Origin of the sequence: Pseudomonas sp. UBA2684 (genome assembly GCA_002354655.1) — a bacterium.
GTDB lineage: Bacteria > Pseudomonadota > Gammaproteobacteria > Pseudomonadales > Pseudomonadaceae > Aquipseudomonas.
Window position 1 is genome coordinate 100232 of the sequence record DELY01000006.1, and the last position, 21319, is coordinate 121550.

Genomic DNA, 21319 nt, shown 5'->3' on the forward strand with positions numbered 1-21319 from the left:
TTATATCGCCCACCACACAGCGCACCCGCATGACGCTCCTGACCACCCTCGCCCAGCATGTCGTCCGCCGCCCGCAGCGCATGGCGCTGCTGGAGCAAATCGCCATCCAAGGCTCGATCACCCGTGCGGCGAAGGCGGCCGGGCTGAGCTATAAAGCCGCATGGGACGCCATCGACGAACTCAACAACCTCGCCGAAGAGCCTCTGGTGCAACGCACCGTGGGCGGCAAAGGCGGTGGGGGCGCGCGCCTGTCCAGCGCCGGCGAACGCCTGGTGCTGCTCTACAAGCACCTGGAAAGCCTGCAAGCGCAGGTCTTGCAAGCGGTCGAAAACGCTGGCGACCTGCAACTGCTCGGTCGCCTGATGCTGCGCACCAGCGCGCGCAACCAGCTGAGCGGGCGGGTGCGGGCGATTCAGGCGCAGGGGCGCAACGACCTGCTCGACATCGAACTGCCCGGTGGCGCGCGGATTCATGCGCAGATCACCCGCGACAGCACGGAAAAACTCGAATTGGCCGAAGGCAGCGGCGTGGTCGCCCTGATCAAGGCTGGCTGGCTCGAATTGAGCCCGCTGTCCAGCGCCGCCGACCCGCAGCGCAATCAGCTGACCGGCTGGATTGAACAGATCCTGCCGGCCAACGACGGCCCCAGCGAAGTGCGGATCGGCCTGGCCAGCGGGCAAACCCTCTGCGCGCTGGTCGCGCCGGACGTCCTGGCGACGCAACACCTGCGCGCGGGCGACCCGGTGCGCGCGCAGTTTGCCGCCAATCAGGTGCTGCTCGGCACGCAAGTCTGAGCAGGCGCCGAGTCGATTAGCCCGGCCGCGCCACACCAAGCGCCGCTGGGGTACAGGTAAGCGCTACACTCTGCGCCCCACCGACCGGAGCCAGTCATGTCCCACCCATTTGCCACCCTCACGCCCGACTTGGTGCTGGATGCCGTGGAGAGCATTGGCTACCTCAGCGACGCCCGCGTGCTGGCATTGAACAGCTATGAAAACCGCGTCTACCAAGTGGGCATCGAAGACGAGACGCCACTGATCGCCAAGTTCTACCGCCCCCAACGCTGGACCGATGCGGCGATTCGCGAAGAACACAGTTTCACCTTCGAACTGGCCGAGTGCGACGTACCGGTGGTCGCCCCACTGGTGCGCGACGGGGAAACCCTGTTCGAGCACGCCGGGTTCCGCTTCGCCCTGTTCCCGCGCCGCGGCGGCCGCGCGCCGGAGCCGGGCAACCTCGATCATCTGTATCGCCTCGGCCAGTTGCTCGGCCGCCTGCACGGAGTCGGCTCGCTGAAGCCGTTTGCCCACCGCGAAGCCTTGCAGGTGGAGAACTTCGGTCATGCCTCGCTGGCCACCCTGCTCGACGGCAACTTTATTCCGCGCAGCCTGCTGCCGGCTTATGAGTCGGTGGCGCGCGACCTGCTCAAGCGCCTCGACACGCTGTTCGCCAACAACCCGGTGCAGGCCATTCGTCTGCACGGCGACTGCCATCCCGGCAACCTGCTGTGCCGCGACGAGACCTTTCACATGGTCGACCTCGACGACTGCCGCATGGGCCCAGCGGTGCAAGACCTGTGGATGATGCTCGCCGGCGAACGCCACGAACGCCTCGGTCAGCTCTCCGAGTTGATGGACGGCTACCAGGAATTCCACGATTTCAACCCGCGCGAACTGCCGCTGATCGAAGGCCTGCGTGCGCTACGGCTGATGCATTACAGCGCCTGGCTGGCGCGGCGCTGGGACGACCCGGCCTTCCCGCACAGCTTTCCCTGGTTCGGCAGCGAGCGCTATTGGGGCGATCAGGTGCTGATGCTGCGCGAGCAACTGGCGGCGCTGGATGAAGAACCGCTGAAGCTGTTCTGAGCCGGCTAGCCGTGGCGGGGTGCGGCGTGGCGCCGTCGTAGGGCGGAGCCTGCCGCCGGCTTGTCCGCCGCGGGCACAAGCCTGCGGTGGCTCCACCTTACAGAACGGTCATCGCCAGGCTGTAACGTCTTCCTTACGACTGGCTGGATTTTCCCCTGCAAGAAAACCCTCAACCCACAGACAAGGGCCGCGCGTCACGACTAGAATTCAGGGCTTTAGTTAGCTGCCTAAGCAAGGATCTCCATGGCCACCGTCAACCCGCAGCGCGGGTATATTCTCGGCCTCACCGCCTACATCATTTGGGGCTTGTTTCCCCTGTATTTCAAAGCCATCCAGAACGTGCCCGCAGTGGAAATCATCGTCCATCGCGCGCTCTGGTCGGCGTTGTTCGGCGCAACGCTGCTGCTGGTGTGGAAACACCCGGGCTGGCTGCGCGAACTGCGCGACAACCCCAAGCGGGTTGCCGTGCTGGCCGCCAGCGGCGTGCTGATCGCCAGCAACTGGCTGGTGTATGTGTGGGCGGTGAACAACGAGCGCATGCTGGAGGCCAGCCTCGGTTACTACATCAACCCGCTGGTCAATGTGCTGCTCGGCATGCTGCTGCTCGGCGAGCGCCTGCGCCGCCTGCAATGGCTGGCGGTCGGCCTGGCGGTAGTGGGCGTGGCGCAGCAGGTATGGCAGGTCGGCAGCCTGCCCTGGGTGTCGCTGGTGCTGGCGCTGACGTTCGGTTTCTACGGGCTGATTCGCAAGCAGGCGCCAGTCGCCGCACTGCCGGGCCTGGTCGTGGAAACCTGGCTGCTCCTGCCGCTGGCCATCGGCTGGCTGCTCCTGAACCCGGCGGCGATGAGCAGCCAAACCGAGTTCTGGAGCACGCCCGAAGCGCTGTGGCTGATCGCCGCCGGGCCGATCACCCTGGTGCCGCTGGTGTGTTTCAACGCCGCCGCGCGGCACCTGCCCTACACCACCCTGGGCTTCCTGCAATACGTCGCGCCGACGCTGGTGCTGTTGCTTGCGGTGCTGGTGTTTGGCGAGCGCTTCGATCCGAGCAAGCTGCTGGCCTTTATCTGCATCTGGGCCGGTTTGGCGGTCTACAGCGTCGACGCCTGGCTGACCCTGCGCAAACGCAGCGAGTAGCCGCGACGCAAACGCCTCTGCGCTGTACAAAAAACCATCAGCACCACGCAGCCCACGCAACGCCTGGGCTGCCGCTATCCATCCCAACCTTATCCACAGAAACATCCCCGGTTTACGTGCACAAGTTATTGAAATAGCTGTTTTTTTGACCAAGGAACGGCAAGCCGCGGGGGACGGGCGCTGGCGGCGAAGCTCCCCAGGTTATCCACAGTGATACACCCGTTAACAGGCCGTTGAAAAACTACCTGCGTTGCCGATACGGCGTTAAAAACAGGCTCGGAATGCTCATTTACAACACGTAAACTGCGCTTCCTCGCCTGTTTTTGCCTTGTCTCGGCTGCCTCGCCTACGCTTTTCAACGGCCTGTTAGCCGTGGATATGTTCAGCCACGCGCCCGCGCTCAGGTGTCCGTGCGCAGGTTGAGCTCGACCATCAGGTCATCGGCGAGGGTTTCCAGCTTGGCCTGCAACACATCCAGCGACAGCCCCAGCGGCACGGCCAGCAGCGCCTCGGCGTGGAACAGCGGCTCGCTGCTCATCGGCGCCGGCGTCACTTCGGTGACCAGGCTTTCCAGGTTGACGCCCTGCTCGGCGAGCAAACGGGTGATGTCGCGCACGATGCCGGGGCGGTCGTTACCGACCAGATCGAGGAGAATCGGCTTCCAGGTGCACGACGGCTCGACACCGCCCCCCGCCAACAACACGCGGATACCGTGCACGTTCAGCGCCTGCAACGCATCGACCAGCTCGCCATGCGCCTCGGCCGGCACGGCGATGCGCAGAATCCCGGCGAACTGCCCGGCCATTCGCGACATGCGACTCTCCAGCCAATTGCCACCGTGGTTGGCCACGCACTGGGCGATACGCTCGACCAGACCCGGCTGATCCTGGGCAATAATCGTAAGTACCAGATGTTCCATGCTCGACTCCTCGTGCAGTGGCAGCTCAAGCCAGGCTGAGCCAATAGGTATAGAACACTTCATCGCGCACATAACCGAGGCGCTCATACAGTGCCTGCCCCGCCAGATTGCTCTTCGCCGTCTCCAGCTGCAAACCGCAGGCCCCGGTGGCTTCGGCATGCGCCCGGGCGGCGTTCATCAACGCCTCGCCAACCCCCTGACGGCGTGCAGCCTGGCTCACATAGAGATCGCTCAACAACCAGGCCGGCTCTAGCGCCAGCGAGGAAAAAAACCCGTACAGCTGGACGAACCCCAGCGCCTGCCCGGCCTCATCGCGGGCGATAAACAGCGTCGAATCGCCGGCACTCAGGCGCGCGGCGAGGAACCCCTGAATCGCCGCTGGCGTTCGCGCCACTTCATAGAAGCTCAGGTAGTCGGCAAACAAGCGAACCAGGTCGTCGAGATCGGCAGGGCCGGCGGCATGGATTGGCATCGGTAGGCTCCAGATGGCTGTCGTCGCAGTATAGGCAGTGGCGTCGGCAGAGCCGGCAAGCGACCGCCGAGAACACTGCGCAATTAATCGTGTACCGTTTTCATATTTTTATGAAACAATTACGAACTTTTTTGAGAACACAACGTCCCCGCCGTGACTGCAAAGCGCTTCTTGGTCGCAGAGCGACGCGCACCCACTGATTTTCCCGAGTTCTTGATGTAGTATGCCGCGCCTCGGACTACAAGACGGGAACCCCCGGGTCCGAAGCGGCTATTGAGTAGAGCTGAAGAGCTGAGCAGAGTGAGGCAAGTGATGACTGAACGCGTTCAAGTCGGTGGCCTGCAGGTCGCCAAAGTGCTGTTCGACTTCGTGAATAACGAAGCCATCCCCGGTACCGGCATCGCTGCCGAGAAATTCTGGGCCGGCGCCGAAGCCGTGATCAACGAGCTGGCCCCGAAAAACCGCGCCCTGCTCGCCAAGCGCGACGACATCCAGGCGCAGATCGACAGCTGGCACCAAGCCCGCGCCGGTCAAGCGCATGACGCGGCGGCCTATAAAGCCTTCCTCCAGGAAATCGGCTACCTGCTGCCAGAACCGGCGGATTTCCAGGTCACCACGCAGAACGTCGACGACGAAATCGCCCGCCTGGCCGGCCCGCAGCTGGTGGTGCCGGTGATGAACGCGCGCTTCGCCCTGAACGCCTCCAACGCCCGCTGGGGCTCGCTGTACGATGCCCTGTATGGCACCGACGCGATCAGCGAAGCAGACGGCGCCGAAAAAGGCCGTGGCTATAACAAGGTGCGCGGCGACAAGGTCATCGCCTTCGCCCGCGCCTTCCTCGACGAAGCCGCGCCGCTGGCTGCTGGCTCCCACGTCGATTCCAGCGGTTACCGCATCGAAGCCGGCAAGCTGGTGGTCAGCCTCAAAGGCGGCAGCAACAGCGGCCTGCGCGACGACGCGCAACTGGTTGGCTTCCAGGGCGATGCCGGCGCACCGATTGCCGTGCTGCTGAAGAACAACGGCCTGCACTTCGAAATCCAGATCGACGCCAGCAGCCCGATCGGCAGCACCGACGCCGCCGGCGTCAAAGACCTGCTGATGGAAGCCGCGCTGACCACCATCATGGACTGCGAAGACTCGGTCGCTGCCGTCGACGCCGACGACAAGACCGTGATCTACCGCAATTGGCTCGGCCTGATGAAGGGCGACCTGGCGGAAGAAGTGGCCAAGGGCGGCCAGACCTTCACCCGCACCATGAACCCGGACCGCGTCTACACCACCGTCGACGGTGGCGAGCTGACCCTGCACGGCCGCAGCCTGCTGTTCGTGCGTAACGTCGGCCATCTGATGACCAACCCGGCGATCCTCGATGCCCAAGGCAACGAAATCCCCGAGGGCATTCAGGACGCGCTGTTCACCAGCCTGATCGCGGTGCACAACCTGAATGGCAACACCAGCCGCAAGAACACCCGCACCGGCTCGGTGTACATCGTTAAACCGAAGATGCATGGCCCGGAAGAAGTCGCCTTCACCAGCGAAATCTTCAGCCGCGTCGAAGACGTCCTCGGCCTGCCGCGCAACACCCTGAAAGTCGGCATCATGGACGAAGAGCGGCGCACCACCGTCAACCTGAAAGCCTGCATCCAGGCCGCCAGCGAGCGCGTGGTGTTCATCAATACCGGCTTCCTCGACCGCACCGGTGACGAAATCCACACCTCCATGGAAGCCGGCGCCGTGGTGCGCAAGGCCGCTATGAAGAGCGAGCAGTGGATTGCCGCCTACGAGAACAACAACGTCGACGTCGGCCTGGCCACCGGCCTGCAAGGCCGCGCGCAGATCGGCAAAGGCATGTGGGCCATGCCCGACCTGATGGCCGCCATGCTCGAGCAGAAGATCGCTCACCCACTGGCCGGTGCCAACACCGCCTGGGTTCCGTCGCCGACCGCCGCCGCGCTGCATGCGCTGCACTACCACAAGGTCGACGTGTTCGCCCGCCAGGCCGAACTGGCCACGCGTGCCCCAGCGTCGGTGGACGACATCCTGAGCATCCCGCTGGCCAAGGACACCAACTGGTCGGCCGAGGAGATCCAGAACGAACTGGACAACAACTCGCAGGGCATCCTCGGTTACGTGGTGCGCTGGATCGACCAGGGCGTTGGCTGCTCCAAGGTGCCGGACATCAACGACATCGGCCTGATGGAAGACCGCGCCACCCTGCGCATCTCCAGCCAGCTGCTGGCCAACTGGCTGCGTCATGGCATCGCCACTGAGGAGCAGATCGTTGCCAGCCTCAAGCGCATGGCCCCGGTGGTCGACCGGCAGAACGCAGCTGACCCGCTGTACCGTCCGCTGGCACCGAACTTCGACGACAACATCGCCTTCCAGGCTGCCCTGGAACTGGTGGTCGAAGGTGCCAAGCAGCCGAACGGCTACACCGAGCCGGTGCTGCACCGCCGTCGTCGCGAGTTCAAGGCCGCCAACGGTCTGTAATTCGCCGCTGCAATAAAAAAACCGCCCTCCGGGGCGGTTTTTTTATGCTCGGGTGCCTGTATTTTTATGGCTATGCCCCTGTTATGTGCTGGAACGGTTCATTCGTAGGGTGGGTTACGTGGCGCACCTACAGCGCAGTTGCTGTTTCCAGACCGGCGTGCGCCACTAACCCACCCTACAAGCGCCGTGCGCAACCCGTTACTGGGACATCGCCTGGTTATGGAGCGTGTTTACGCCCAGGCAGAAGCTCACAAGCAAACCCACTTCTACAATCGCGCGGTACGCCACGGCTCGCATGCAGCGCTGTTCTAGACTTACGTCCAATGGGCAGTCGCCCAGCAGCGGCCGACCATAGTGGTCAAACCACGCCCTCGAGAGCGCAATGAGCAAAGCGGACGCCTTCGCCCAGGCCGGCAAGACCGCGGTGCTGCAGAACATCCACGGCACCATGGAGTTTCTGCAGAAGTTCCCTCCGTTCAACCAGATGGACATGGCTCACCTGGCCTACCTGGTGGAGCACTGCCAACTGCGTTTTTTCGGCGAAGGCGAAACCATCATCAAACCCACCGACGGGCCGGTGGAGTTCTTCTATATCGTCAAGCAAGGGCGCGTGCACGGCGAACGTCCGCACTCGGCACGGCGCGGCACCGAGACCACCTTCGAGATCACCAGCGGCGAATGTTTCCCGCTGGCCGCGCTGATCGGCGAGCGCGCTACCCGCACCGAACACCTGGCAGCCGAAGACACCTTCTGCCTGCTGCTGAGCAAACCGGCCTTTATCAAGCTGTTCGCCCTGTCCAACCCGCTGCGCGATTTCGCCCTGCGCGGGGTCAGCAGCCTGCTCGACCAAGTCAACCAGCAAGTGCAATTGCGCGCGGTGGAAACCCTCGGCGCGCAGTATTCGCTGGACACCCGCCTGGGCGAATTGGCCATGCGCCAGCCCATCGGCTGCGCCCCCGACACCCCCGTGCGCGAAGCGGTCAAGCTGATGCACGAGCAGCACGTCGGCAGCATCGTGGTGGTCGACCCGGCGCTCAAACCGCTGGGCATTTTCACCCTGCGCGACCTGCGCCGAGTGGTCGCCGATGGCAGCTCGCTGGATCAGCCGATCGACAACCTGATGACCCACGCCCCGTTCCACCTGCCGCCGGATGCCAGCGCCTTCGACGCCGCCATCGCCATGACCGAGCGGCATATCGCCCACGTTTGCCTGGTCGAACATGAGCGCCTGTGCGGAGTGGTCTCCGAGCGCGACCTGTTCTCCCTGCAACGGGTCGACTTGGTGCACCTGGCGCGCACCATTCGCCATGCCGGCCGAGTGGAAACCCTGGCGGCGCTGCGCGACGACGTGCGCCAGCTGGTCGACCGCATGCTCGCCCACGGCGCCAGTTCGACGCAGATCACCCACATCATCACCCTGCTCAACGACCATACCGTGTGCCGAGTGATCGAACTGACCCTGGAAGACCTCGGCGATCCCGGCGTGCCGTTCACCTGGCTGTGTTTCGGCAGCGAAGGCCGCCGCGAGCAGACCCTGCACACCGACCAGGACAACGGCATTCTCTTCGAAGCCCAGGATGCCGTCGAAGCGGCCGACATCCGCCGGCGCTTGCTGCCGTTGGCGGCCGAGATCAACCAGCGTCTGGCGCTCTGCGGCTTTACCCTGTGCAAAGGCAACATCATGGCCGGCAATCCCGAGCTGTGCCTGTCGCGTCAGGAATGGACGCGGCGCTTCAACAACTTCGTCCGTGAAGCCACCCCGGAAAACCTGCTCGGTTCGAGTATCTACTTCGATCTACGGGTGGTCTGGGGCCCGCCCGAAGGCTGCGAACAGCTGCGTGAAGCGCTGCTGCGGGTGATCGACGGCAATAGCCTGTTCCAGCGCATGTTGGCCGAGAACGCCCTGCGCCAACGCCCGCCGGTGGGCCGCTTCCGCGACTTCGTGGTGGCCCGCAAAGGCGCCGAGAAAGACACCCTGGACCTCAAGGTGCAAGGCCTCACACCATTCGTCGACAGTGCCCGCCTGCTCGCCCTGGCCCACGGCATCGAAAGCTGCAACACCCTGGAGCGCTTGCGCGAACTGATCGCCAAGGGCGTGATTGAGCCACTCGACGGCGCCGCTTATGAAGAGGCCTATCACTTCATCCAGCAAACCCGCATGCAGCTCCACCAGCTGCAAGCGCGCCAGCAGCTGCCTTACTCCAACCGCATTGATCCGGACAGCCTTAACCACCTGGATCGGCGTATCCTGCGTGAATCCTTCCGCCAAGCCCAACGCCTGCAAAGCAGCCTGGCAGTGAGGTACCAACTATGAGCAGGTTTACCTGGTTTAGCGGGCGCGGCCCGGCGCTGACCCAACGGCAGTTGGAACGGCGGCACACACTGGCCGAAGCGTGCGCGCTCGACGAACGTCCGCTGCACCAGCAGCGCTTTGTCATCCTCGACCTGGAGACCAGCGGGCTGAACATGCGCCGCGACCAGGTGCTGTCGATCGGCGCGGTGGTGATCGAGGACGGCGCCATCGACCTCAGCCAGCAGTTCGAATGCACCCTGCTACGTGCAGGCCACCAGGCCAGCGCCAGCACCCTGATCCATGGCATCGCGCCCAACGCGATCGCCAATGGCGAGGACCCGGTCGAGGCTCTGCTGAGTTTTATGGAGTTCGTCGGCGGCAGCCCGCTGCTGGCCTTCCACGCCGAGTTCGACCAGCGCATGCTGGCCCGCGCCCTCAAGCAGAGCCTCGGCTACCGGCTGCAGCATGCCTTCTTCGATGTCGCCGAGATCGCCCCGCTGCTCTGCCCGCAGGCCAAACTGAGCCACCCCGGCCTGGACGGCTGGACGCAGCACTTCGGCCTGCAAGTGCAACAGCGCCACCACGCCAGCGCCGACGCCCTGGTGACCGCCGAGCTGGCGCTGATCCTGTTCAGTAAGGCGCGCCAGCAAGGCCTCGATAGCCTGCCGGCACTGCTGCAGCAACTCAACAGCCGTCGCCGCCAGCGGGCGCATTCGATGTAAGGGAATAGCGCCCCTGTAAGAGCCCGTTTGCGGGCGATGGGCCAGGGCTTTTCAGCAGGCTCTTGCCGGTGACGGCATCAGCAATGGCCTTGCGAGTGCGCGCCAACGCACAGCCGCTAGTGACCGGCATCTATGCCACGACGTGGCATAACCACCCATCGCGGTAGAGCAACAGCGGATTGCAGCGCAGGGGGCGGCCCTGTCATCATATGCGAATAATTATCGATTTATTTCTTATCTGCCGCTCAATGGCGAGGTCCGCGTGTCAGCTGGGGACTCCACGAATCAGCATCTGGTGGGCCTGCTCTATCGCGATCACCGCGATTGGCTGCTTGGCTGGCTGCGCAAAAGCCTTTACTGCGCCGACCGCGCCGAAGACCTCAGCCAGGACACCTTCGTGCGCCTGCTCGGCCGCAACGATCTGCATGAAACCCGCGAGCCACGGGCGCTGCTGACCACCATCGCCAAAGGCCTGCTGATCGACCACTTCCGCCGCAGCGCCCTGGAGCGCGCCTACCTCGACGAACTAACGGCGCTACCAGAGCCGCTGCAACCCAGCGCGGAAGAACAGGCCATCGCCCTGCAAGCCCTGCGCGAGATCGACCGCCTGCTCGGCCAGCTGTCGAGCAACGCGCGGGCCGCCTTCCTGTATAACCGCCTCGACGGCATGGCCCATGCGGAAATCGCCGAACGCCTCGGCGTGTCGGTGTCGCGCGTGCGCCAATACCTGGCCCAAGGCCTGCGCCAGTGCTACATCGCGCTGTATGGTGAAACGCTATGAGCGCCGTCGCCGCCAGCGTGCTGGACGCCGCCATCGACTGGCAACTGTGCCTGGGTTCCGGCGAAGCCAGCACCGAGCAACGCCATGAATTTGCCTTATGGATCGCCGCCCACCCGGAACATGCGCGGGTCTGGCAACAGCTCAACGGCCTCGATCAGCACTTTGCCGCGGCAGCGGCCGCGCCGGTCAGGCAAGCGCTGCTCCGCCGCCCGCGCCGCCGCCCCGGCGCCACTGCGCTCAGCCTGGTACTTGGCGGCGCCCTGCTGCTCGGTGTGCTGGCCCAGCAGCGGCCCTTGAGCGACTACCTGGCCGACGAGATGACCGCCCGCGGCGAACAGCGCGAGGTGCTCCTCGCCGACCGCAGCCAGGTACGCCTCAATAGCGCCAGCGCCCTGGATATCGACTTCAGCGACACCGAACGCGTGCTACACCTGCGCAGCGGCGAAATCCTCGTGCAGACCGCACCGGGCGACAGCCGCCCTTTCGTGGTGGTCACCGCGCAAGGCCGCCTGCGCGCCCTCGGTACGCGCTTCCTGGTGCGCCGCGAAGGCGAGAGCACGCGCCTCACCGTGCTCAAGTCCGCCGTCGCCGCGCGCCCGCTCGAAGGTACGCAAGAACACATCATCCCCGCCGGACAACAGGTGCTGATGCAGCGCCAGCGTCTGGCGGCCAACCAACCCGCCGCCGCGGCCGCCGACGCCTGGAGCCACGGCATGCTGGTGGTGGAGAACCAGCGCCTGGGCGACCTGCTCGCCACGCTGGGCGAGTACCGCAGCGGCTACCTGGGCGTCGACCCGGCCATCGCCGACCTGCGCATCAGTGGCAGCTTCCCGCTGCACAACCCTGACCAAGCCCTGGCCGCGCTGCCGCCGAGTGTGCCGGTGCGCATCGAACGCCTGGGCACCTGGTGGGCTCGGGTGCTGCCGGCGGAGAAATAGCTACGGCGGGTGATGGGCCTGATGCTTTGGTGGATAAGGCTGCGGCATGTCCAGCCTTGGGTTAGGTCGTGGGTTTGTGGTGCGGGCCTGCCACCGCGCGGTTTGTCCGCCGCTTGCCCTCGTCCTCGGCGCGCGCCACAGATTTTTTTCAGGCAGCCCCTGTCACTTCTGCGGTTTGCTTCGGCATCAGGGCATTGAGATGCATTACCGCTTAGGAGAACTTCGCAATGCCCCGCACTTTGCCACTGTTCCGCCCCCGCCTGCTGACCGCCGCCATCGCCTTCGCCAGCCTGTCTTCGGTGGCGCTGGCCGAGGTTTATCAGTTGCCTGCCGCGCCGCTGGCCAGCACGCTCAACCAGATCGCGGCCCAGGCCGGTATCGTCCTGAGCATCGATCCGCGTCTGACCGCCAACAAGCTGTCGGCGCCGGTGGAAGGCGACTTCGATGCCTTTACCGCGCTCAACCAGGCCTTGCGCGGCAGCGGCCTGCAACTGCTGCAGGGCAGCGCCGGCACGTATAACCTGGCCCCGCTCGCGGCAACCACGATGGCCCTGCCGGATGTCACGGTAACCGCTACGGCCCTCAACGCGGGCAGTGAAGCCGCCGGCTATCGCAGCGAGGCGGTGAAGAACGTGGGCGCATTGGGTGGTATGTCGTTGCAGGACGCGCCCTACTCGGTGAGCGTGCTGTCCAGCGAGTTGCTGCAAAACATCCAGGCCACGTCCACCGACGATGTCTTCAAGCTCAACCCCGCCACCCAGTTCACCTCGCCGACCTCTGCCGGCTATGCCAGCGCCGTGAGCATGCGCGGCTTCAGTGCGGCCGGGAACCTGAGCATCGCCAACGACGGCCTGCGCTTCAGCAACGGCTACGACGGCGGCAACTTCATCGAGGAAATGCAGCAGCTGGAAGTACTGACCGGCCTCAGCGGTTTTCTCTATGGCCCAGCCAGCCCCGGCGGCCTGGTCAACTACGTGCTCAAGCGCCCGACCTACGAGCGCTACAACAGCGTGACCCTGGGCAATGCCGGTGGTGAGAACTATTACCTGCATGGCGATTTCGCCGGCCCGATCGACGACGCCGGGGTATTCGCCTACCGCGTCAACGTGCTGACCCAGGATGGCGAAACCGCCATCGATTTGCAGAAGCGGCGCCGCGAAATGATCAGCGTCGCGCTGGACTGGAACATCAGCGAAGACCTGCTGGTGCAGTTCGATGCCTCGCACAAGAAAAGCCAAACCCGCGGCCTGACCAGCTACTGGTACTTCAATGACCAGGCCCTGCGCCCGGACGCCAAAGACCTCGACAACGACACGCTGTACAGCCAGAAGTGGGCGTTCGCCGACAGCGAGCATGATCGCCTGGGCAGCCGCTTCAGCTGGCGCCTCAACCAAGTCTTCAGCCTGCGCGGCGCGCTGGCCTACAGCCAGTTCACCGAGGAGTACACCTACACCGGGCCGACCGTCTACAGCGCCAATAGCTACACCCAGCCGCTGTATGCCTTCGCCCCGGTTGAGCACGAAGAAACCTCCGCCAACCTGTTCCTGGATGCCGACTTCAGCACCGCCGGGATTGGCCATAAGACCACCGTTGGCTACCAGGGCAACATTGCCCGGGTGCGCAACTATGAAGACCACATCCCCTACCCAGGCCCGCAATATGTGTCGGTGACGCCCGGCCTGTCGTTCGATGAAACGCTGCAAGTCGACAAACCCGGTTACTCCATCGGCAACGGCGACCAACGCCTGGCGTCGCGTACCCAGTCGGACAACATCCTGATCGGCGACGTGATCACCTTCAACGATCAGTGGTCGACCATCCTTGGCCTCACCCACACGCGGATCAAAACCTACAGCAACGACTTCGTCTGGGCTGAAGCCTTCGGCTACGCCGAGACCGCCAGCCAGTACGATGAAGCGAAAACCTCGCCGAACGCCTCGCTGGTGTTCAAGCCGCTGCCCTGGCTGACCACCTACGCCACCTACATCGAGGGTCTGGAAGAAGGCGGCATCGCACCCAGCACGGCACTCAACGCCGGCCAGGCGTTGGCCCCGGAAGTCAGCGAGCAGTATGAAGTCGGGATCAAAGCCACTGTCGGCGAGACCCTGCTGACCATGGCCCTGTTCAACATCGACAAACCCAATAGCTACACCAATGGCAGCGGGGTCTTTGTCCAGGACGGTCGCCAGGAAAACAACGGCCTGGAGTTCAGCGTCACCGGCAAGGTCCTGCCCGAGCTGAGCGTGATCGGCGGCCTGACCCTGCTCGACCCGACCGTGAAGGAATCCGGCAGCGCCGCCAACGACGGTCAAAAACCGACCAACGTGGCCACGCAACTGGCCAAGCTGTACGGCGAGTACGACATCGCCGCCGTCCCCGGCTTTGCCCTGACAGGCGGCGCCTACTACACCGGCAAGCAATACAGCGACGAGGCCAACCAGCACAGCCTGCCATCCTTCACCACCTTCGATGCCGGTGCCCGCTACCGCACGCAGCTCAGCGCGGACAATGCGCTGACCCTGCGCAGCAACGTCAGCAACCTGGCGAACAAGGAATACTGGCTGAGCAGCTACTACCTGGGCGCCCCCCGTACCCTGACGTTCTCCGCGCAACTTGAGTTCTAAAGCGCTGCTAGCCCCCTCTCTCACTAGACCGAGGGGGCGTTGCGCGACAGCGAACCGCACAGAAATTCCGGATACCCCATGCAAACCACCACCATCCGCCGCTGGTCCTCCGTCCACACCTGGACCAGCCTGATCTGCACCCTGTTTCTGCTGATGCTGGCCCTGACCGGCCTGCCGCTGATCTTCCACCATGAGCTGGAACACCTGCTCGGTGAAGCGCCCTCGCTGCGCGAGCTGCCGGCGAACGCGCCGCACCTGAGCTTGCAGCAACTGGTCGAGGCCGCCGAACGGCATCGCCAGGGCGAAGTGATTCAGTACCTGGGCTACGACGCAGATGAGCCCAATGGGGTGGTGGCGATTACCGCTGCCACCGCCGGCACCGAGCCGAACTCCTCGCACACTTTTATGCTGGATGCGCGCAGCGGCGAGGCGGTGGAGATGCCGGCGGCCAATGGCGGCATCCTGATGGTCATTCTGCGTCTGCATGTGGACATGTTCGCCGGCCTGCCGGGCAAGCTGCTGCTGGCCTTTATGGGCCTGCTGTTCGTGGTCGCAATTATCTCTGGCGTGGTGCTGTATTCGCCGTTTATGCGCCGCCTGAAATTCGCCGAAGTGCGCCGGGAGAAATCCGCACGCACGCGCTGGCTCGACCTGCACAACCTGATCGGCATCGTCACCCTGACCTGGGCCCTAGTGGTGGGCCTTACCGGAGTGATCAGCGCCTGCGCCGATCTGCTGATCAGTGCCTGGCGCAGCGAATCCCTGGCGGCGATGGTCGAACCGTACCGCGATGCCCCGCCGCTGACCCTGCGCGCACCGGCCAACCAGGTGCTGGCTATCGCCGCCAAGGCCACGCCGAATATGCAGCCGGACTTTATCGCCTTCCCCGGCACGCGCTTTTCCAGCGAACACCACTACAGCGTGTTTATGAAAGGCAACACGCACCTCACCGCGCACCTGTGGACCCCGGTGCTGATCGACGCGCGCAGCCTGGAAGTCACCGCCATCGGCCAACGCCCCTGGTACATGGATGCGCTGTCGATGTCGCAACCGCTGCATTTTGGCGACTACGGCGGCATGCCGATGAAAATCCTCTGGGCGGTGCTGGATGTGCTGACCATCATCGTGCTCGGCAGCGGCCTATACCTCTGGTGGCTACGCCGACGCACCCCGGCCATATCGCGTGAGCGCGCGGAGGCAACGGCATGAACTGGCGCCAAGCGACCTTCGCCCTGCCGCTGCTGCTCGGCCTGCTGAGCGCCATCGGCCTGATCAGTGCCCTGCTCGGTGATGGCGGCTGGGATGCTGTGGCCTGGCTTGGCCTCGGGCTGCCTGCGGTGATTGGCTGCTGGCCGTTGCTGCAACGCAGCCAAACCCGGCGCCCGTAAGCCCGGAAAGGGGCCAGGGCTAGCCGGTAGGCAACTTGAGTTTATTAGCGAGGGGAATTGACGATGCTGCGGCCTGCTACTGGCAGACTTGCCGGTAGAGCGCATCATCTTTAGCGACGACCTTCAACTGATCCAGCTGCGGCTTTTTCTGTTCATCCAGGGGCAGCAGCTCTGCGGTTGTGCAATTGAGCAGATGCGCCTGATGGCTAACGCGGTCGATGTGCTGCTTTTCAAAGCGGTACAGGTTAAAGGCGGCGACTGACGTGCCGTTCGCATCCTGGCGCTGCAGGCTTTTGCTGTCGAGCACGGTGAAGGCCGTGGTCATCGGCCAGAAAAACGTCCAGGGCCGCCAGAACACCTCGCCGGTTTCACTGGCCACCAGCACGGACTCAGTCGGCTGACGCTGTAGTTGGTGGTCGAACCAGGAATACTCGTAGTAAATCTGGTAGCTCAGCATGCCCAAACCGCCAAACGCGGGAATGATCCACTTCGGCAAGCGGTTGCGCGTCAGTTTGCGCAGCAGCATGGCAATACCAGCCGCCCCCAGCCCCGAAACCACGATGGCAAGTATTGTCCACAACATTGACTGACTCCCGAAAATAAAACGGGCCTCCTAAGGAGGCCCGCTGGTAAGACCCTGATCAAACCTGATCCGGGTGATTATGCTCAGTGGCTCAACGCGCCACCAGCACCTTTGGGAGTACGCACGCTCTCCACCAATTCCTGAATCTCCTTCGGCGGCGCAACGGTCGCAAGAGACACGGCGTAGGCGACCGCGAAGTTGATGACAGCACCGACGGTACCGATGGACAGCGGCGAGATGCCGAACATCCAGTTATCCGGGGTGTTGGCGAAGGTCGCAGTGCCCGGAATGAAGAACCAACCCAGGTACAGGAAGATGTAAACGACGGTGAACACCAGGCCTACCAGCATGCCGGCAATCGCGCCCTTGTCGTTTACCCGCTTGGAGAAGATCCCCATCATCAGCGCAGGGAACAGCGTGGCCGCGGCTATACCGAAGGCCAACGCCACCACCTGCGCCGCAAAGCCTGGTGGATTGAGCCCCAGCCAGGTGGCCAGCAAGATAGCCGCCGCCATGGAAATGCGCGCAGCGAGCATTTCGTTCTTCTCGCTGATCTTCGGGTTTATCAGTGTCTTGATCAGGTCATGACTGACTGCCGAAGAAATTGCCAACAATAGACCCGCAGCCGTGGACAACGCGGCCGCAATGGCACCCGCAGCGATCAGTCCAACAACCCAGCCCGGCAGGTTGGCGATTTCCGGGTTGGCCAATACCAGGATGTCGTTGTTAACGGTCAGCTCGTTGCCTTGCCAGCCGCGAGTTTCAGCCGTTGGGGTGAAGGCTGGAGCAGCATCGTTGTACAGCTGAATACGACCATCGCTGTTCTTGTCTTCCCAGGCGATCAGACCGGTTTTTTCCCAGTTCTTCACCCACTCCGGACGCTCTTCATACGCCAGCGCTGGAGCCTCGGCACCCTGCGGATAGATGGTGGTCATCAGGTTCAGACGCGCCATGGACGCCACAGCCGGAGCAGTGAGGTACAGCAGGGCGATGAAGATCAGGGTCCAGCCAGCCGACCAACGCGCATCAGCCACTTTCGGCACGGTGAAGAAGCGAATGATCACGTGCGGCAGACCGGCCGTACCAATCATCAGCGACATGGTGAAGAGCACCATGTTCAGCTTGTTGCTGACATCGGCGGTGTAGTCGGTAAAGCCCAGACCCGCTACGACTTCATTGAGCTTCTGCAGCAGTGGCACACCTGACTCAGTATGCTCACTGAACATACCGAACATTGGAATCGGATTGCCGGTCAGTTGCAGGGAGATGAACACCGCCGGAATGGTGTAGGCGATGATCAACACCACGTACTGGGCAACCTGGGTGTAGGTAATGCCCTTCATTCCGCCGAACACCGCGTAGCAGAACACCACGCCAGCAGCGATCCAGATACCGGTGGAGTTGCTCACTTCGAGGAAGCGCGAGAACGCCACGCCAGCACCAGCCATCTGACCGATCACGTAGGTCACACAGATGATGATCAGGCAGATCACGGCAGCCAGACGTGCACCGTTGCTGTAGAAGCGATCACCGATGAAATCCGGCACGGTGAACTTGCCGAATTTGCGCAGGTAAGGCGCCAGCAGCATGGCCAGCAGCACGTAGCCACCGGTCCAGCCCATCAGGAAGGTTGAGTTGGCATAACCACCGGCGGCAATCAGACCCGCCATGGAAATAAAAGAAGCCGCAGACATCCAGTCGGCTGCAGTTGCCATGCCGTTGGTGACCGGGTGAACACCGCCGCCGGCGACGTAGAATTCCTTGGTCGAGCCGGCACGTGCCCAGATGGCGATGCCGAAGTAGAGCGCGAAGGAGGCGCCCACAAACAGCATATTGATTACAAACTGGCTCATGGATTATTCCTCGACACCGAATTGTTTATCGAGTTTGTTCATTTTCCAGGCGTAAAAGAAAATGATCCCGATAAAGGTGATGATCGAACCTTGCTGGGCGAACCAGAAGCCAAGGTCGGTACCGCCGACAGAAATACCTGCCAGCATGGGTCGAAGAAGTATGGCGAAGCCGTAAGACACCAGGGCCCAGACAATCAGGCTCCAGGTAATCAGCCGAACATTCGCCTTCCAGTACGCTGCAGCGTTAGCTTGTTCAGAAGTCATAAACTCCTCCGGTTATTGTTATTCTCGTGCATCTTCAAGCTAGCAGCAGGCCACTACAAACCGACAGATAGACATTGGTATTAGCTGCCGAATGCCGCCCTGAAAGACAATATTTGTCTATAAATAACAACAACTTAATCAAACGCCAAAAAGTACCTGAATGCAGCGGCAGCACTTTGCTCGAACGACACGCAAGCTGCAGCCAGGCAAATGCCTGCAAGCAACGCTGCACGGCGACCTGCAAACCCGGCTTTAGCTGGACCGGGCAAGCCCATCGTCAGCCCCTGCCGGCTTGCCAGATGGACGCCTCGGCTGCCGGTACGCCGCGCAGGCAAACAACCGGGTAATCCGCCATGCCAGCAAGTGCCCGGCGCGCGATTCTTCGCGCAAACCGACATGCCCACTCATCGCACGTACCACCGGCGCAAGAAGCCTGCGGCCAACAGCAGGCCGATCTGCCCAAGGGCCGTACACAGACTGAGAAACGACGGCACATCACGGTTCTGCGTGGCGTTGGCCAGCCCCGTCAGGCGCTCCCAGAACGCTTCCGGCAAGAGCACCAGACTCAACTGCGCCAGCGGCTGACCGGTCAGCTGCAAGCCTTTGATCAGGTCGAACTGGCCGCAGAACATCAGGCCCAGCAGCACCAGCAGGGCCACCGCCAGACCCAGGGCGAAACAGGCGGCCCACCGTATAAATAGACGCATCATGTTCAACTCCCACACAGGTAAAAAGGGCCATGCCCCAGTTACGTGTTGCACGCAGCGTTTGTAGGGTGGGTTACGGCGCAACTGACTACGCAGCAGCCGATAGCCCGTGGTCATGCCTACGGATTGCCGCCCTACAGGGATCATCTAGCGAGCCCACAGATAACGGGTACATAGCCTAAAAAGCCGCGCAGGCCGGGCCTGCGCGGCTCTCCGTCAAAGGTCGCTGGTGGCGCTGGCCAGCGGCAGTCGGCCGACGCCGTACCAGTCGAGTTTGCGGGTCAGCACCATCACTCCGGCAAGCACGCCGAACACCAGCACCGAGCCCATCAGCAGGGCATAGTCCTCGGCGCCGAGCAGGCCGAAGAGCATGCCGTAGAGCAGCGCCAACAAGCCGGCAAAAACCCCGCCACGCACGGCGCTGCGCAGCACATAACTGACGTAGAAGCCGATCAGCAGCACACAGGCCGACGCCGAAATACCGTAGGCCAGCGCGAAGCTCAGGTGCTCGGACAGCGACAACAGCAGCAGGTAAAACAGCGCCAGCGACAGACCCACCAGGGCGTATTGCACCGGGTGCACGGCCAGACGCTTGAGCACTTCGAAAAGAAAGAACACGGCGAAGGTCAGGCCGATAAACAGCAGCGCGTATTTGATCGCCCGCTCGGTCTTCAGGTACTGGTCCACCGGATCGACAAAGTTCACCCCGAAGTTGCGCCCCGTCAGCCCCTCGCAACTGTCCTTGGCCGCACAGTCATGCAGCGCTTCTTCCAGGTTGGTGGCGAAGAAGCTGGTCTGCCACTGTGCCTTGAAACCCTTGCTCGACACCTCACGGCTGCTCGGCAGGTACTCGCCGACAAAGCTCGGATGCGGCCAATCGGAACGCAACTCGACCCGACTGTCGCGGCCCACCGGAGTGATGCTCAGCTGCTCGGTGCCTTGCAGCTTGAGATCGAAGGCGAACTCCAGCAACTGCCCGCCCTGGCTATCCAGCGGCGGCAATGGCGCATGCACCCCAGCGCCGAAACGCTCATCCGCGCTACCCGGAGCAAAACTCAAGGTCGTACCGTTAAAGCGCAATTGCAGGTCATTGCTGATGCCGCGGATATCGCTGATGCCCACCGAGAGGAACGGCCTCTCGAAGCGGTACAAGCCCAGCTCATCGCCCAGCCCCAGGCGCGCCGGCAGCTTGAATGCACCACTGATCTGGTTATCGCTGCGGTACAGCAACGCTTTGTAGATACCCCGCGCCCGCACCTCGGTGGCGACCGAGCCATTAAGCACAAAGCGCTCCGGCAGAAAGTACAAGCGGCCACGCGCCTGCTGCTCTTGCAGGTAGCGCTCGCCGGTCTTGGCGTGGGTTTTCCACTCCTGCCAGACCTTGGTGTAAGGCAGCACCAGAATCGGCCCGATAAGCTGCTGGCGGTAGCTGGAACTGCGCGCGATGTCCTGCAACACCTCGGCGCGCTGATACTGCCGCTCGCCCACCAGACCGCCGATCATCGCCAATGGGATCAGCAATAACAAAATCAGCAAGGCGATAGCGCCCAGTTTGAAAGCCAGGGTTCGACTCATGGTGCAACTCTCCGACACGGTTAAGGTGCAGAGATTCTGGGCAGGCCAAGTGGAGGCTTTATGGGGGGACTATGGAGAATGCGTGGAGATATGCGGCAATCTGCCAACCGGTAAATCGACAGCGAGAGACTGGCTGTGTAGGTTGCCGTGAGTGGGTAAGTGAATCTGCACTGCCCCCCTCACCGGAGCCTGCAATGACGCTCGACATCCGTCCAGAAACCACTGCTGACTCAGCCGTTATCAACGCCGTTACCACTGCTGCATTTCTGCATGCAGCACATAGCAGTCATACCGAACAGTACATCGTCAGTGCCCTGCGCCGCGCCGGGCAGCTGACGGTGTCGCGGGTGGCCGAACTGGACGGCGAAGTCATTGGCCATGTAGCCATCTCCCCAGTCGACCTTTCCGACGGCACGCCTGACTGGTATGGCCTAGGGCCGATTTCGGTGCTGCCTGCCTACCAGGGCCAGGGTATCGGCACGCAGTTGATGCATGCATCGCTACACGCATTGCGCATGCACGGCGCCGCGGGGTGCGTGGTACTGGGTGATCCCGCCTATTACAAGCGTTTCGGCTTCAAGGCCGAGCCTGCGCTGGTGCTCGCCGATGTACCGCCGGAGTACTTTATGGCGCTGGCATTCGACGCAGCACTGCCGCAGGCCGTGGTGAACTATCACCCAGCATTTGCGGCACAGAGCTAATGCCGAGCGC

At 63.1% G+C, this 21319-nt stretch carries 19 protein-coding genes; 12 read left to right on the plus strand and 7 right to left on the minus strand.

Translation table 11 applies throughout. The features are described 5' to 3' along the window. The first annotated feature begins 29 nt into the window (after positions 1-29). The 3 genes from B3M58_RS03260 (at position 30) to rarD (ending at position 2999) form a co-directional block, all read left to right on the plus strand. Entirely contained in the window at positions 30-794 is a 765-nt protein-coding gene (locus B3M58_RS03260; protein WP_296217122.1) for a TOBE domain-containing protein, read from the plus strand. A 96-nt stretch (positions 795-890) separates the two neighbouring features. Next, on the plus strand, positions 891-1865 hold the full coding sequence (locus B3M58_RS03265) for a serine/threonine protein kinase (protein WP_296217124.1): 975 nt from the start codon (positions 891-893) through the stop codon (positions 1863-1865). Positions 1866-2108: 243 nt separating this feature from the next. Continuing rightward, entirely contained in the window at positions 2109-2999 is an 891-nt protein-coding gene (gene rarD, locus B3M58_RS03270) for an EamA family transporter RarD (RefSeq protein ID WP_296217125.1), read from the plus strand. Positions 3000-3399: 400 nt separating this feature from the next. Here the strand turns inward: rarD and B3M58_RS03275 are convergent, their stop codons facing one another. Both B3M58_RS03275 and B3M58_RS03280 read right to left on the minus strand, forming a co-directional pair. Next, entirely contained in the window at positions 3400-3918 is a 519-nt protein-coding gene (locus tag B3M58_RS03275) for a glycine cleavage system protein R (protein ID WP_296217126.1), read from the minus strand. 25 nt (positions 3919-3943) lie between these two features. Continuing rightward, the gene (locus B3M58_RS03280; RefSeq protein WP_296217127.1) at positions 3944-4390 is read right to left on the minus strand and encodes a GNAT family N-acetyltransferase; all 447 of its coding nucleotides are present in this window, start codon (positions 4388-4390) and stop codon (positions 3944-3946) included. 312 nt (positions 4391-4702) lie between these two features. Here B3M58_RS03280 and B3M58_RS03285 point away from each other — a divergent pair, with 312 nt between their 5' ends. The 8 genes from B3M58_RS03285 to B3M58_RS03320 all read left to right on the plus strand — a co-directional run bounded on the left by B3M58_RS03285 (position 4703) and on the right by B3M58_RS03320 (position 15626). Continuing rightward, positions 4703-6880, plus strand: a complete 2178-nt coding sequence (locus B3M58_RS03285; protein WP_296217129.1) for a malate synthase G — start codon at positions 4703-4705, stop codon at positions 6878-6880. A 382-nt stretch (positions 6881-7262) separates the two neighbouring features. Then, positions 7263-9194 (plus strand): putative nucleotidyltransferase substrate binding domain-containing protein, encoded by a 1932-nt coding sequence (locus tag B3M58_RS03290; protein WP_296217130.1) that lies wholly within the window; start codon positions 7263-7265, stop codon positions 9192-9194. Then, entirely contained in the window at positions 9191-9895 is a 705-nt protein-coding gene (locus tag B3M58_RS03295) for a 3'-5' exonuclease (RefSeq protein ID WP_296217131.1), read from the plus strand. Before B3M58_RS03290 ends, B3M58_RS03295 begins: the two co-directional genes overlap by 4 nt. Positions 9896-10157: 262 nt before the next feature. Next, on the plus strand, positions 10158-10676 hold the full coding sequence (locus B3M58_RS03300; protein ID WP_296217133.1) for an RNA polymerase sigma factor: 519 nt from the start codon (positions 10158-10160) through the stop codon (positions 10674-10676). Continuing rightward, entirely contained in the window at positions 10673-11614 is a 942-nt protein-coding gene (locus B3M58_RS03305) for a FecR family protein (RefSeq protein ID WP_296217134.1), read from the plus strand. Before B3M58_RS03300 ends, B3M58_RS03305 begins: the two co-directional genes overlap by 4 nt. A gap of 227 nt (positions 11615-11841) precedes the next feature. After that, complete coding sequence (locus B3M58_RS03310; protein WP_296217136.1) at positions 11842-14238, plus strand: TonB-dependent receptor; 2397 nt, start codon at positions 11842-11844, stop codon at positions 14236-14238. A 78-nt stretch (positions 14239-14316) separates the two neighbouring features. Next, a complete protein-coding gene (locus tag B3M58_RS03315; RefSeq protein ID WP_296217137.1) occupies positions 14317-15447 on the plus strand; it encodes a PepSY-associated TM helix domain-containing protein in 1131 nt (376 codons plus the stop codon). Then, on the plus strand, positions 15444-15626 hold the full coding sequence (locus B3M58_RS03320) for a hypothetical protein (RefSeq protein ID WP_296217138.1): 183 nt from the start codon (positions 15444-15446) through the stop codon (positions 15624-15626). The genes B3M58_RS03315 and B3M58_RS03320 overlap by 4 nt, the downstream gene beginning before the upstream one ends. Positions 15627-15702: 76 nt before the next feature. Here B3M58_RS03320 and B3M58_RS03325 read toward each other — a convergent pair whose 3' ends face one another. From B3M58_RS03325 to creD, 5 genes are all read right to left on the minus strand, one after another. Beyond that, positions 15703-16209 (minus strand): hypothetical protein, encoded by a 507-nt coding sequence (locus B3M58_RS03325; protein ID WP_296217139.1) that lies wholly within the window; start codon positions 16207-16209, stop codon positions 15703-15705. An 83-nt stretch (positions 16210-16292) separates the two neighbouring features. Beyond that, positions 16293-18062: a sodium:solute symporter family protein gene (locus B3M58_RS03330; protein WP_296217140.1), complete on the minus strand. Its 1770-nt coding sequence runs from the start codon at positions 18060-18062 to the stop codon at positions 16293-16295. 3 nt (positions 18063-18065) lie between these two features. Beyond that, the gene (locus B3M58_RS03335) at positions 18066-18326 is read right to left on the minus strand and encodes a DUF4212 domain-containing protein (RefSeq protein WP_296217141.1); all 261 of its coding nucleotides are present in this window, start codon (positions 18324-18326) and stop codon (positions 18066-18068) included. 404 nt (positions 18327-18730) lie between these two features. Beyond that, positions 18731-19036, minus strand: a complete 306-nt coding sequence (locus tag B3M58_RS03340; protein ID WP_296217143.1) for a hypothetical protein — start codon at positions 19034-19036, stop codon at positions 18731-18733. Positions 19037-19249: 213 nt separating this feature from the next. Continuing rightward, positions 19250-20608 carry a cell envelope integrity protein CreD gene (creD, locus tag B3M58_RS03345; protein WP_296217144.1) on the minus strand — a complete coding sequence of 453 codons (1359 nt, stop codon included), beginning with the start codon at positions 20606-20608 and terminating at the stop codon, positions 19250-19252. 194 nt (positions 20609-20802) lie between these two features. On the opposite strand from creD, the gene B3M58_RS03350 reads away from it, so the two are divergent. Then, positions 20803-21309, plus strand: coding sequence for a GNAT family N-acetyltransferase (locus B3M58_RS03350; protein ID WP_296217146.1), 507 nt, complete (start codon positions 20803-20805; stop codon positions 21307-21309). Positions 21310-21319 lie beyond the last annotated feature (10 nt).

Coding starts and splice junctions, on each gene's coding strand:
- B3M58_RS03280 (WP_296217127.1), bottom strand. CDS start 4,390: ATGCCAATCCATGCCGCCGGCCCTGCCGATCTCGACGACCTGGTTCGC.
- B3M58_RS03320 (WP_296217138.1), top strand. CDS start 15,444: ATGAACTGGCGCCAAGCGACCTTCGCCCTGCCGCTGCTGCTCGGCCTG.
- B3M58_RS03335 (WP_296217141.1), bottom strand. CDS start 18,326: ATGACTTCTGAACAAGCTAACGCTGCAGCGTACTGGAAGGCGAATGTT.
- rarD (WP_296217125.1), top strand. CDS start 2,109: ATGGCCACCGTCAACCCGCAGCGCGGGTATATTCTCGGCCTCACCGCC.
- B3M58_RS03260 (WP_296217122.1), top strand. CDS start 30: ATGACGCTCCTGACCACCCTCGCCCAGCATGTCGTCCGCCGCCCGCAG.
- creD (WP_296217144.1), bottom strand. CDS start 20,608: ATGAGTCGAACCCTGGCTTTCAAACTGGGCGCTATCGCCTTGCTGATT.
- B3M58_RS03325 (WP_296217139.1), bottom strand. CDS start 16,209: ATGTTGTGGACAATACTTGCCATCGTGGTTTCGGGGCTGGGGGCGGCT.
- B3M58_RS03275 (WP_296217126.1), bottom strand. CDS start 3,918: ATGGAACATCTGGTACTTACGATTATTGCCCAGGATCAGCCGGGTCTG.
- B3M58_RS03315 (WP_296217137.1), top strand. CDS start 14,317: ATGCAAACCACCACCATCCGCCGCTGGTCCTCCGTCCACACCTGGACC.
- B3M58_RS03265 (WP_296217124.1), top strand. CDS start 891: ATGTCCCACCCATTTGCCACCCTCACGCCCGACTTGGTGCTGGATGCC.
- B3M58_RS03350 (WP_296217146.1), top strand. CDS start 20,803: ATGACGCTCGACATCCGTCCAGAAACCACTGCTGACTCAGCCGTTATC.
- B3M58_RS03330 (WP_296217140.1), bottom strand. CDS start 18,062: ATGAGCCAGTTTGTAATCAATATGCTGTTTGTGGGCGCCTCCTTCGCG.
- B3M58_RS03340 (WP_296217143.1), bottom strand. CDS start 19,036: ATGATGCGTCTATTTATACGGTGGGCCGCCTGTTTCGCCCTGGGTCTG.
- B3M58_RS03305 (WP_296217134.1), top strand. CDS start 10,673: ATGAGCGCCGTCGCCGCCAGCGTGCTGGACGCCGCCATCGACTGGCAA.
- B3M58_RS03310 (WP_296217136.1), top strand. CDS start 11,842: ATGCCCCGCACTTTGCCACTGTTCCGCCCCCGCCTGCTGACCGCCGCC.
- B3M58_RS03295 (WP_296217131.1), top strand. CDS start 9,191: ATGAGCAGGTTTACCTGGTTTAGCGGGCGCGGCCCGGCGCTGACCCAA.
- B3M58_RS03285 (WP_296217129.1), top strand. CDS start 4,703: ATGACTGAACGCGTTCAAGTCGGTGGCCTGCAGGTCGCCAAAGTGCTG.
- B3M58_RS03290 (WP_296217130.1), top strand. CDS start 7,263: ATGAGCAAAGCGGACGCCTTCGCCCAGGCCGGCAAGACCGCGGTGCTG.